This is a genomic window from Rhodococcus sp. T7 (assembly GCF_009872365.1).
GTDB lineage: Bacteria > Actinomycetota > Actinomycetes > Mycobacteriales > Mycobacteriaceae > Rhodococcus_F.
The window spans coordinates 20,849-32,255 of record NZ_WXYH01000002.1 but is presented as its reverse complement, the minus strand read 5'-3'; the positions used below and the strand labels follow the sequence as shown (position 1 = coordinate 32,255).

The window sequence follows — 11,407 nt, the reverse complement described above, 5'->3', positions numbered from 1 at the left end:
ACTCCGACCGCTTCCTCCTCGCGCTGTACGGCGCGTTCAAGGTCGGCGCGATCGTCTCCCCGTTCAACCCGCGGTCCACGGCCCGGGAGCTGGCGTATCTGCTCGAGGACTCCGGCGCGTCGGTGCTGCTGTTCGGTGGGGACACCGTCGCGGCGGTGCGGGACCTGGCCAAGCTGGAGCAGGCGCCCGCTGCCCCGGCGCTTTCGCTGGACGGCGCGGACGGCTTCGACGATTTCGTCCAGCTGGCGTCCTCCATGCCGGACAGCGACCCACAGGTCGAGGTGCGCGAGGACGACGACTGCATGATCATCTACACCTCCGGCACCACCGGGAAACCGAAGGGTGCGCTGTTCGATCACCACCGGCTGCTGTGGGTCGGCCACGCGGTGTCCTCGCTCGGCGTCAACTCCTTCGACCGGAACCTGCACGTGGCACCGATGTACCACTGCGCCGAACTGGTGCTGTTCGTGCTCAGCGGCTTCTCGATGGGCACCACCCACGTCGTGTTGCCGGCATTCGAGCCCGCCGCCGTCCTCGACGCCCTCGAGCGATACCGGATCACCGTCTTCCTCGGTGTTCCCACCATGTATCAGATGATGTTGACGGTCCCCGACCTCGAGCGGCGCGACCTCTCGCACTGGCGGCTCGGCTTCTTCGGGGCGGCACCGATGCCGCCGACTGCGGTCGCGAAACTCGTGACGACCTTCCCGGACGTCGGCTTCTTCCAGCTGTGCGGGCCGACCGAGGGTGGCCCCACCGGCATCTACTCCACGCCTGACGAGGTCGCCGTCCGTCCCGATGCGACGGGACGCTGGCCGATCACGAATGCCGAGTTCCGGCTGGTCGATCCGGATGGCAACGATGTCCCGACGGGGATGACCGGCGAGATCATCCTGCGCGGCGAGACCATCATGAAGGGCTACTGGAACAAGCCCGAGGCCACCGCCGAGACCATCCGAGACGGGTGGCTGCACACCGGGGACCTCGCCGTCCGCGACGCCGACGGTTTCATCACGATCGTCGACCGGCTCAAGGACATGATCATCACCGGCGGCCGCAACGTCTACTCGATCGAGGTCGAGAACGCCCTCGCGGGGCACCCCGACGTCCAGGACGTTGCCGTCGTCGGCCTGGACCACGCCACATTCGGGGAGACCATCGTCGCGATCGTGACCCCGGTTCCCGGTCGCGAGGTGACCCTCGAGGAGCTGCGGACGTACGCCGCCGAATACGTCGCGGACTACAAACTGCCGCGCGATCTGATCGTCCGTGACATCCCGCGCAACCCTTCCGGCAAGATCCTCAAACACGTTCTCCGCAGTGAGATTCGGGACGACTCCGCGCAACGCACGTAGACCGACGGACGACTCCGGCACATTCGAGTTCCCGGGAACCACGACGCCGTCCATATCCGATACGGCCTGACCGAAGCCGCGCTCCCGCGCGCTCATCTCCCACGGCTGTTCCAACCCCGGCGAGGTCTCGCGCGACCTCACGGCCCTACTCTCGGCCGTGCCCCCGCCGGATCCGACAAACACCACGACCACGCACGCCCGGCAGCGGCTATGAGTTCCCGGACGCGGAAGACCACACCCATCGACGGTGCCGCACTTGATTGGTCTCTTTCGGCCCCCCTCGAGCAGATGCGCTCGGGCCGAACAGTCAAGGTGCTGAACAAGATACGCAGACACGCGCCGGAACTCGTCACCGTCAGCTACTGAGAGATTCAGCGGGAGCGCCGCCGCGCAGCGGGATCGGTCTCGGCCTGCCAGCGCCCCAGCGCCTCGGCGGAGACCTTCGCGTATTTGACCAGGCTGCGCACCGAGGTGTGTCCGCTCAACGCCATCAGCATCGGCGTGGAAGCGCCCTTCTCTGCGGCGTGGGTCAGTCGCGAGTGCCGCAGCTGGTGCAGCGTGAACGGTCCGCGTCGCATCCCTTCGGTGTGCTCCTCGAGGAGCGTCGCGGCGCGGCGGTAGGAAAGTCGGGCGCGGCCGGTCGAGTTGTCGGTGTCGGTCTTGGCGACCGACGGCTTGGCTTTGCGGTCGGTCAGGAACAGCGGCCCGGACTTCCGTCCGGCGATCAGCCGGGGCAGCGGCCGTGCGGTGCCGGTCTGCCAATAGATCACCTCGCGGGCGCCGCCCTTGCGGGTGACCGTGGCGCATCGGTTCACGGTGTCCAGGTCCTCGATGTCGAGATTCAGGATCTCCTCCGCCCGCGCGGCGGACTCATACAGCATCGACCAGAACACCCGCTCGCGCAGGGCCGCGTCCATGCCCAGCAGCTCCGCAACCTCGGCGGCGGTCATCGCCTTGCTGTTGTCCGGCGCACTCGGCCGCGCCCGCAGGCGCGACACCGGATCGCCGGTCAGCCACTGTTGATCGCGTCAGTAGGCGCACGCCGCCGACACCGCGGTCAGCCGGAGGTTGTAGGTCTTGGGGGCCTTGTCGCCCCACACGTAGTCGAACCACCCCGACACCCGATCCGGGTTCAACAACCCGACATCGCCGTCCGCGCCGAAGTCGCGCACCATCCGATCCAACGCCGAGGCGTAGGCGCGGCGGGTGTTCACCGCCGCGATCGTGCCCAGAAAGGTCCGCGTCGCGTCCGCCAGCCGGATCCCGGCGGCCCGCGCCGGTAGCGAGCTCACCGATCCCACCCCGACCGCCCTTCAGCACTACGGCAGATAGTTTCCGGAGTCGCCCATCTCCGGAACGACCATCGCGGCAGGACGACTCACGAGTTACGGCAGATAGTACGCTACTATCTGCCGTAAATCCTTAGCGCCGGATTTCGAGAATCTGCTCCCCGACCCCCGAAGCCGGCCGCCTCGAGACGATCGTAGAAATCCTTGTCCTGCTCGCGAATCCGGTCGTACACCGGTACCTGGAACTCGTGCATGATCCGGTAGGGGAGCGACGCGAACGTCAGGTCGGCCTTCTTCGTCGTCATCCCGGCGGCGACGGCCTCCTCGCTGTACAGGTCGCCGAGAGCGATGGAGCGCAGTGAGTCGGATCTGACGATGTGGGTGGACGACCGCTGGACCATCGTGGCGTCGACCCCGTTGTCGACGAGGGCTTTACAGATGTCGTGCGCCGAGTTGTTGGAGCCGATGACGACGACTTTCTTGCCGATGTAATCGTCAGGACCGGGGTGGGCGCTGGAGTGATGCTGTTCCCCGGCGAAGATGTCCTGCCCGGGCACCTCGGGGATGGCGGGCTTGCCGGACATTCCCGTGGCCAGGACGAGCTGCGTGGGATGCAACGTCCTCGCCTCACCGTCACGGTCGATCTCGACGGTCCAGCGGGCCGAGTTGTCGTCGTAGGTCGCCGAGAGGCAGGTGGTTCTGCTCCAGTACGGCACCTCCATGACCTTGGTGTAGAACTCGAGCCAGTCCCCGATCTTGTCCTTCGGCGCGAACACCGGCCAATTGTCGGGGAACGGCAGGTAGGGGAGGTGGTCGTACCAGACCGGGTCGTGAAGGCACAGCGACTTGTAGCGCTTTCGCCACTGGTCGCCCGGTCGATCGTGGCGGTCGACGACGATCGACGGCACGCCGAGTTGCCGGAGGCGCGCGCCGAGGGCGATGCCGCCCTGCCCACCACCGATGACCAGGACGTAGGGCTGTAACCCTCGCCCGAGTTCGCGCTCCTCGTCGGCTTTCTTCTCCGCCCACGAACGGGTGTCCGGGTCGGAGCCGTGCACCGCCCCCAGCACGCGTCCGGCGCCGCGTGGCTCCTCGTGGCCCTTGAGCTCCTGCAACGTCGTGAGCAGTGTCCAGGCCTTGTCCTGGCCGTCGGCGGCATCGGGTCGGAGTCGAAGGTGGCCCTCGCACCGTCCCACGGCTGTTTCGAACGAGATGAAGGCCGACACCACTCCGTCTCCGTCGTCGGATGCCGGTTCGGTCGTGCTGAAGCCGGACGGGCGGGTCTCGGCGAGTCGAGCGGTGAGCATGTCGGCGATCTGCTCATGCCCCTCGACCGTCTTGATGTTCCAGGTGAACGCCGTGAGATCACGCCAGTAGCTGTCGGTCAGGAAAGCGCTCGTCGCCCGTCCGACGTCGAGCGCCGCGAGTGCCGACTCGAACTCCGACAGCCATGTGTCGATCCGCTGTTGCGCGGAGTTGTCGATGCCGAGGGTCGGCTCCAGTGTCTGGGTCATAAGGTCTCCTTCTTCGTGCAGAGCGTCCGCGGATGGTGATGCGGACCACAATGTGGTGACCACAGGAGACGCCCCGGCCGCGTGGGGCGGCAAGGGTTGCACGGGGTTGCGAGGGCGCCCCGTGCTTTGCCGGACCGTGTGATGTGGCGCACAATCGAGATCGATGACCGCTTTCGATTCCGTATCCGACCTCGAGCCGGCTGTACAGGCCGGTGACGATCCTCGTGAGTTCGCCCATGTGCTCAGCGCTGTGCATCACGCCGCGATGTCCGGCGAGCGGATGCCCGCCCGTCCGCGCAGCGTGATCGACGACTCGTGGCGACGACTCCGCGAGGCCGGCCTCGACCCCGACACCGACGGCATGGCTGAGCGCGCACTGGAGTTCGACGAGCTCGAGGAGCGTCGCCGGGAGTCGGGGCTGGTCGAGGTCATCGACGAGTTGGCGCGCGGGTTGGAGTCGTTGATCGCCGACGGCGACAACATCCTCGTGATCGCGGATGCCGGCGGTCGTGTGCTGTGGCGGAGCGGGTCGTCGAGGGTCCTGAGCCGCGCCGATCACCTGGGGTTCGTCGAGGGCGCCGACTGGGCGGAACGCTCGGTGGGCACCAACGCCATCGGTACCGCACTGATGTCGGGCAGGCCGATCCAGGTCTTCTCCGCCGAGCACTTCGTCCGGAGCCATCATTCGTGGACGTGTACCGGTGCACCGATCAAGGATCCGAGGACGGGTGCCGTCCTCGGTGTCGTCGACGTCAGCGGCCCGGCCGCGACGATCCACCCGACCACCCTGGCGCTCGTACATGCGGTCGCCCGGCTGGCCGAGTCGCAACTGCGCGAACGACATCACCGACGTCTGGACTCACTGCGCGCAGTGGCGGCCCCGATCCTGGCCCGCTCGCCGGGGCCGGCGATGGCGGTCGATGTCGACGGCTGGGTGGCTGCGGTGGACACGTTGACCCCAAGGTCGCGGCTACTCCTGCCGCGCGGCGTCGGGCCCGGTCGGCTCTTCGTCTCGGCTTTGGGAGAGTGCCAAGTGGAGGCACTGCCGGGCGGCTGGTTGGTGCGTGTCACCGATGCCGCGGACCCGTCAACGACGCGGGTCAGCTTGCAGACGGTCACCTCCGGCTCCGGCGGCGCGCAGGTCGCCGTCACCGTCGAGGGCGCGAGCGGCGGATGGACACATCAGTGTTCCCCGCGGCACGGCGAGATACTCACCCACCTCGCACGACACCGCGGCGGCGTGACCGCGGCGCAGATGTCTGCCCACCTCTTCGGCGTCGACGACCGCACGGTCACGGTGCGGGCCGAGATGTCGCGCCTGCGCAAGCGTTTCGGCGGTCTGTTGACGGCCGGACCGTATCGCTTCGCTGATGGCGTGGACGTGCACCTCATCGACTGAGGTCGAAGTCGTTTCCGTTCAGTCGTATTCGGCGACGACCAACCCGTGATCAAAGGCGTAGACGATCGCAGCAGCACGATCCCGCAGATCGAGTTTGGTGAAGATATGGTTCACATGGCTTTTCACCGTCACCGACGAGATGCCCAGCGTCGAAGCGATCTCGGTGTTGGTCTGGCCGCGTGCGATCAACCGGAGAACATCGGATTCGCGGTCGGTGAGCTCCGGTGCGACAGGCACCTGTTCGCGTCCTGCCCGTCGGAAGCCCTGTAGCACCCGTTCGGTCACCGCGGGATCGAGGAAGGCGCCGTCACGCACCACGGCGCGAACCGCCCAGATCAACGCCTCGGCGGGGGAGTCCTTCAGGATGAAGCCCGCCGCGCCTGCCCGGAGCACCCGGGAGAGCAATACGTCGTCGTCGAAAGTGGTCAGTACCAGCACCGGTGGCGGTTCGCGGAGAGACTGCACCATCGTCGTGGCGGTGATGCCGTCGATGTTGCGCATCCGCAGATCCATGACGACGATGTCGGGCCGATGTTCGGCGATCCCGGCCAGTACCTCGGAACCGTCGGCACATTCGCCGACGATGTCGAAACCGTCACGGACGCGGAGAATCCGCCGGAGCCCGGTACGGATCAGCTCCTGATCGTCGACCAGGAGTACCCGGATCTGTTCGGTGCCGGCGTCGGTCGGCCCGAGCGATGTCACACGCTCACCCCCTTCGACCGAATCCCCTCGCTTGTGGTGCGAGCGGGCAGGGCGGCCCGCACCGACCACGTGTCGTCGGCGTGGAAGGTCTCGAGGGTGCCGCCGAGCAGAGCGGCACGCTGAGTCATTCCGTCTATTCCGGTTCCGTCGCAGGTCGGTCTACGACCGCACGGAGCGGGATTGTCGATCTCGATGGAGACGCTCTCACCGACTGTCACCGCGAGCCGCGCCCGCTTCCCGGTCGAATGCTTCACGACGTTGGCCAACGACTCCTGAGCGATGCGATAGACCGCGGCGCCGACCGGGTCGGTCAGCGAGTCCATGTCGCCGGCAACGGAATAGTCGATGTCGACTCCGGCCTTGCGATAGTCATCGACGAGTTGGTCGAGGTCATTGCCGGTCGGCGGCGGGGAGGTGGATTCCGACTGCCCGGTCTGGGCTCCCAGCACGTGCACGATCGAACGGATCTCGCTCATCGCCTGGCGACCCTGACGTTCAGCATCGGCGAGGGCGTCCACCGCCTCGTCGATGTCACGGTCCTGCTCGAGTGCGCGCCGAGCACCGGTCACGTTGAGCATCGTGATGGACAGCGAATGGGCAATCACGTCATGGATCTCGCGGGCGATGCGTCGGCGTTCGTCGCTGGCCGCCCGATCCGCGCGAGCTCGCAGGACACGGGCCTGGTTGTCGGCCAGTCGCTTCTGGATGAGGACCATGTACCCGATCAACCAGCCGCAGGCCACACCCAGCCCGTACAGCGCGGGTGCTTCGAGGTGTCCGACCGCACCGAACGCGACGATCACCGCGATGCAGACGGCGCCGACGACGAGCCCCACCCGCAGCGGGTACATGGCGGCGCCGATGGCCGTCATCAGTACGAGCTGGAGTGGGGCGGCGTCGGACGGCGTGGGGATCATCAGGAAGCAGACGGTGCTGGTGATGACCCCGAAACACGCATACGACGTCGGCGGCAGGGTGAGGTCGAGGGTGAGCGTGACGACGGCGAACGCCACCGCTGGGATCAGCCAGCCGATTCGGTCGAACGGGTACCGCTGGGCGACCGAGATGACTGTCACGACCACGCTGGCCGACAGGATGACCGCCGGGTAGAGCGGGGGATAGTCGCCGCCGGCCCGCTCGATTCGGCGGCGCAATCCCGAGCCGACACCGGCGGTGAAGTGCGTCACGGTTCAACCATAGTTCCACGCGTGGGCAGAACCTCCTCCTCGCGGTGGATCCGGCCCTCCACCCACGGGTGGAGGCAACCTCAATCCCCGGGATGGCGATCGATACGGCCGATCTTCCTAGCGTTGTGAGCAGCGGTAATCCGCCGCGATCACTCCACAGGGCGCGAGAGGACAAGACAATGGCTCTGCTCACCCGACATGATTCTCGATGGCAAAAGCTCGCCGGCGATCAGCTGCTCCCGGATCTGGATCCCCCGCGCCCGGTGGTGGTCGGCTGCAATGGCACCGAGGCCTCCCTGCGGGCAGTGAAACTCGCCGTCCGTACCGTCGGCGACTCCCGGACGCTCGTGCTGATCTGTGCGACGCGGCCGTCTCGACGCCCCGAGCCGCCCACCGACCTGCACGACGCCCTCAAGGACGAGGCGTACCTCCTGACCGGGCAGGCCTCGGTCGGCGAGCATCTGCGGACCGCCGCAGAGCTCGCGAAGTGGCATGGTGCGCGGCTGGTCACCACGACGAGCGAACACGGCAGCCCGGTCCCGGTGCTCCAGCGGGTCGCGGCGCGCGTCGGCGCCGGCGCGGTGTTCATCGGGTCCGACGGTCCGCGGCCGGGGTGGACGCCCCGCAGGCTCGGCGCCCGGCTCGACCGCGGCGTCGAACTGATCGTCACCGACGGTGCGGTTCATCACCGCCGACGCACCGCCATCCGGGAGGTGAGCGAACCGCGGGTGTCCTGGCCGGCGTCCTGGCCCGCGCCCGGTCTCGCAACACACTGAACCGTTCGCGCGCGGCACATACGAGATCCGTTCATACGGCGGGTTTCTCGATCGCGCCCAGCAGCGCGTCGACGATCTCGTTCGACGGACCTAGCGGCAGCGTGTGGTGGGTCCCGGTGCTCAGCGTCACGACGCGCGCCGTGGGCAAGGTGCTGCGGATCCGACGGGCCACCTCGGCGGTGTCATGTGCCCGACTCTGCGGGGCGAGGATCGCCGTGACCCGGGATGGGTCGGTGAGTCGAGAGAGCGCGGCCCGTCGGGGCCGCTTCGGTACGATCGTCCGAGTCTTCGGGAAACCGGCTCCTGCGCAATACATCTGGGTCCACAGCGGTTCCGGGTCGGTCCCACGTGTCTCCCACGAGAGAAACCGTCGCAGACGCGGGGGAGTGGGCGCGATGAGCGTCGGGATGGCGTGCTGCAGATAGGCGATACGGAGTCCTGCGAAACACGATGTCGGGTCGAGCAGTGCCAGGTTGCGTACGCGAGCACCGTGTTGCCCGGTCGCGAAGCCCAGCGCGATCATCGCGCCGTACGAGTGGCCGACGACGTCGACCGTGTCGGTGGCCGCGGGATGGACGGCGATGTGGGCGCTGCTGATTGCGTCGGGGATCCGGTCGAGAACGGCTGCGAGCCAGTCGAATAGCTCGGCGGGAGCTCGTGGGCTCGCAGCGCCGGGACGGGACCGTCCGGCGTCGCCGAGGAGGTCGACGGCGATGACGTGGCGACCGGTCGCCAGGTGTTCCATGACGTTCACATACGACATCGACGTGGCTCCGCCGCCCGGCAAAAGGACCAGCGGCACGGCGTCGAGGGGCACGGCGTCGGGGGTGTCCGGGCGCGGCCCGATGATCGTGACCCGGGTGATGCCGTGCGCCGTCTCGACATCGATCGGATGCCCTCCCGAGCGTGCGAGGAGCGCGTCGTAGGCGTCGAAAAACGCGATGCCCTGCGGCGTGGCGGCGAAGACGTCGAGTGTCGGGCGGACCATGGCACGAACCTCCGTCGGGGTATCTCGATTATCGAGAGACTAGATCATCGAGCGAAGTCGCGTACGGTGAACTCGTGACGAACGACGATCTGGTGCACCGGCTGCGTTCGCTGACCGTCGAACTCGATGTCTTCGGGGCCGGCTTCGCCGCCCGAAACGGGTTGCACGCCACCGATGTACGTGCCCTGATCGCTCTTCTGGACCGGGATCGGGCCGGCGCCGTCGCCTCTCCTGGGTGGCTGGCGGGGCATCTCGGACTCAACAGTGCGTCGACCACCGCGCTCATCGATCGACTGGAATCGAAGGGTCTGGTGGACCGCAGGCGCGACGACTCGGATCGTCGCCGGGTTGCGCTGCACGTCACCGACGCGGCCCAGGAGATGGGCTGGACCTTCTTCGGGCCGTTGATCGACCAGGTGATCGCGGTGGCCGACGGTTTCTCCGACGACGAACTGACCACGATCCGCACATTTCTGGACCAGGTCACCGCTGCGGTGGCGGGAGTCCGGACCCGCTGAGTGTCCTGGGTCCGCAGCCGCTGACCCTGTCCGCACACCGCTCACCTCAGGGTCGAACCGGAGCCGTCCGCCCGATGGTTACCGGAACATGACCATTGTTAATTCTGCGTTCCGGCCTGGCGTCAAAAAACCCTATGTTTGTAGTATTTGGCGAAATCCGTTTGGCGTCAGGAGATTCAGGCATGGCCACGACGAATGTGTATCCGACAGACGAGGGGGTCCCGGACCGGGACGCCCAGATGCTGGCCGAACTCGGTTATACGTCCGAATTCAAACGGGAGATGAGTCCGTGGGCGAACTTCGCCCTCGGCTTCACCTACCTGTCGCCCGTCGTCGGGATCTACACGGTCTTCGCCTATGCGATGGCACAGGCCGGCCCGCCGATGATCTGGAGCCTCGTCATCGTGGGCCTCGGGCAGTTCCTGGTGGCGCTGATCTTCAGCGAGGTCGTCGCCCAGTTCCCGGTCGCGGGGGGCGTGTATCCGTGGACACGCCGACTCTGGGGCCGGAAGTACGCGTGGATGACGGGCTGGGTGTATCTGATCGCGCTGCTCGTCACCATCGGTTCGGTCGCCTACGGATCGGGGCCGTTCATCGCGTCGCTCTTCGGCTACGAGGCGACCGCCTGGACCATCGCCCTGTGTGGTGTGGTGATGGTCGCCATCGCGACCGCCATCAACTTCCTCGGCACCAGGGTGGTCTCGGCGGCGGCCGTCTTCGGTTTCGCCGCCGAGCTGATCGGCGCCCTCGTGGTCGGCGTGTATCTGATCGCCACACACCGGCAGGTCGATCTGAGTGCCCTCTTCGACTCGTTCGGCGCCTCCGAGGGCAACTACGTCTCCGGCTTCGCGGCCGCCGCACTGATCGGTCTGTTCCAGTACTACGGCTTCGAGGCGTGCGGTGACGTCGCCGAAGAGGTGCCCAACCCGGGACGACAGATCCCCAAGGCGATGCGCCGGACCATCTACATCGGCGGTGCCGCAGCCACATTCGTCTGTCTGGCGCTCATCCTGTCGGTCTCCGACATCGGCGCGATCATCTCGGGCGAGGACACCGATCCGGTGACCACCCTGCTGACCGACGCCTTCGGCGACTTCGGCATGAAGATCATCCTGGTCGTCATCCTGATCTCCTTCCTCTCCTGTGTGATCAGCCTGCAGGCCGCCGCCAGCCGGCTCGCCTACGCCTACAGCCGCGACGACATGATCATCGGTGCGCGCCATCTCAAGAAGTTCGATGCCAAACGCGCGGTTCCGCCCTTCGCACTCCTGCTCGCCGGCGCGGTGCCGTGCCTCGTGCTGCTGCTGTCGAAATTCAGCGAGGACGCCTTCTCGAAGATCCTGAACTTCTCTGCGCTCGGTATCTACATCGCCTTCCAGATGGTCGTCCTCGCCGCGCTGCGGGCACGTCTGAAGGGGTGGGTCCCGGCGGGGGCGTACTCGCTCGGCAAGTGGGGGCTGCCCGTCAACATCGCAGCCCTCGCCTACGGCATCGTCGCGATGATCAACATGGCCTGGCCGCGCAACCCCGGAACCCCTTGGTACGACAACTACATCGTGCTGCTGTCCGGCGTGACCGTCCTGGTACTCGGCCTGCTCTACATGACCGTCCATCCGGTCCACGGAAAGAGTGACGCGCCGTATGCCGACGCGATTCCGAAGAAGACCGGGGAGTAG

The 11,407-nt window shown here is 67.1% G+C and carries 10 protein-coding genes and 1 pseudogene; 5 read left to right on the top strand and 6 right to left on the bottom strand.

The features are described 5' to 3' along the window. The coding region (locus MLGJGCBP_RS54105; RefSeq protein ID WP_160093631.1) for a class I adenylate-forming enzyme family protein at nucleotides 1-1,355 on the top strand (1,355 nt) is incomplete at its 5' end. A 371-nt stretch (nucleotides 1,356-1,726) separates the two neighbouring features. Here MLGJGCBP_RS54105 and MLGJGCBP_RS54100 read toward each other — a convergent pair. The 3 genes and pseudogenes from MLGJGCBP_RS54100 to MLGJGCBP_RS54090 all read right to left on the bottom strand — a co-directional run. After that, nucleotides 1,727-2,305: a tyrosine-type recombinase/integrase gene (locus tag MLGJGCBP_RS54100; protein ID WP_202916944.1), complete on the bottom strand. Its 579-nt coding sequence runs from the start codon at nucleotides 2,303-2,305 to the stop codon at nucleotides 1,727-1,729. A 78-nt stretch (nucleotides 2,306-2,383) separates the two neighbouring features. Next, complete coding sequence (locus MLGJGCBP_RS54095; protein ID WP_225330463.1) at nucleotides 2,384-2,647, bottom strand: hypothetical protein; 264 nt, start codon at nucleotides 2,645-2,647, stop codon at nucleotides 2,384-2,386. 167 nt (nucleotides 2,648-2,814) lie between these two features. Then, nucleotides 2,815-4,158, bottom strand: a pseudogene (locus MLGJGCBP_RS54090) (NAD(P)-binding domain-containing protein); the annotation flags it as partial. 163 nt (nucleotides 4,159-4,321) lie between these two features. On the opposite strand from MLGJGCBP_RS54090, the gene MLGJGCBP_RS54085 reads away from it, so the two are divergent. After that, nucleotides 4,322-5,557 carry a helix-turn-helix domain-containing protein gene (locus MLGJGCBP_RS54085; RefSeq protein WP_100055152.1) on the top strand — a complete coding sequence of 412 codons (1,236 nt, stop codon included), beginning with the start codon at nucleotides 4,322-4,324 and terminating at the stop codon, nucleotides 5,555-5,557. 18 nt (nucleotides 5,558-5,575) lie between these two features. Here the strand turns inward: MLGJGCBP_RS54085 and MLGJGCBP_RS54080 are convergent, their stop codons facing one another. Beyond that, entirely contained in the window at nucleotides 5,576-6,262 is a 687-nt protein-coding gene (locus MLGJGCBP_RS54080; protein WP_100055153.1) for a response regulator transcription factor, read from the bottom strand. Then, the gene (locus tag MLGJGCBP_RS54075; protein ID WP_100055154.1) at nucleotides 6,259-7,449 is read right to left on the bottom strand and encodes a sensor histidine kinase; all 1,191 of its coding nucleotides are present in this window, start codon (nucleotides 7,447-7,449) and stop codon (nucleotides 6,259-6,261) included. Before MLGJGCBP_RS54075 ends, MLGJGCBP_RS54080 begins: the two co-directional genes overlap by 4 nt. A 179-nt stretch (nucleotides 7,450-7,628) precedes the next feature. Between MLGJGCBP_RS54075 and MLGJGCBP_RS54070 the strand changes: the two genes are divergently transcribed. Then, nucleotides 7,629-8,225: a universal stress protein gene (locus MLGJGCBP_RS54070; RefSeq protein ID WP_100055155.1), complete on the top strand. Its 597-nt coding sequence runs from the start codon at nucleotides 7,629-7,631 to the stop codon at nucleotides 8,223-8,225. Nucleotides 8,226-8,256: 31 nt separating this feature from the next. Here the strand turns inward: MLGJGCBP_RS54070 and MLGJGCBP_RS54065 are convergent, their stop codons facing one another. After that, on the bottom strand, nucleotides 8,257-9,213 hold the full coding sequence (locus MLGJGCBP_RS54065; RefSeq protein ID WP_100055156.1) for an alpha/beta fold hydrolase: 957 nt from the start codon (nucleotides 9,211-9,213) through the stop codon (nucleotides 8,257-8,259). A gap of 74 nt (nucleotides 9,214-9,287) precedes the next feature. Here MLGJGCBP_RS54065 and MLGJGCBP_RS54060 point away from each other — a divergent pair, with 74 nt between their 5' ends. Together MLGJGCBP_RS54060 and MLGJGCBP_RS54055 are read left to right on the top strand one after the other, a co-directional pair. Continuing rightward, the gene (locus MLGJGCBP_RS54060; protein WP_100055157.1) at nucleotides 9,288-9,731 is read left to right on the top strand and encodes a MarR family winged helix-turn-helix transcriptional regulator; all 444 of its coding nucleotides are present in this window, start codon (nucleotides 9,288-9,290) and stop codon (nucleotides 9,729-9,731) included. Nucleotides 9,732-9,913: 182 nt separating this feature from the next. Further along, entirely contained in the window at nucleotides 9,914-11,407 is a 1,494-nt protein-coding gene (locus MLGJGCBP_RS54055) for an APC family permease (RefSeq protein ID WP_100055158.1), read from the top strand.

Excerpts from the sequence above, each read along its gene's own strand:
- MLGJGCBP_RS54100 (WP_202916944.1), bottom strand. The coding sequence starts at position 2,305 with ATGACCGCCGCCGAGGTTGCGGAGCTGCTGGGCATGGACGCGGCCCTG.
- MLGJGCBP_RS54085 (WP_100055152.1), top strand. The coding sequence starts at position 4,322 with ATGACCGCTTTCGATTCCGTATCCGACCTCGAGCCGGCTGTACAGGCC.
- MLGJGCBP_RS54070 (WP_100055155.1), top strand. The coding sequence starts at position 7,629 with ATGGCTCTGCTCACCCGACATGATTCTCGATGGCAAAAGCTCGCCGGC.
- MLGJGCBP_RS54065 (WP_100055156.1), bottom strand. The coding sequence starts at position 9,213 with ATGGTCCGCCCGACACTCGACGTCTTCGCCGCCACGCCGCAGGGCATC.
- MLGJGCBP_RS54055 (WP_100055158.1), top strand. The coding sequence starts at position 9,914 with ATGGCCACGACGAATGTGTATCCGACAGACGAGGGGGTCCCGGACCGG.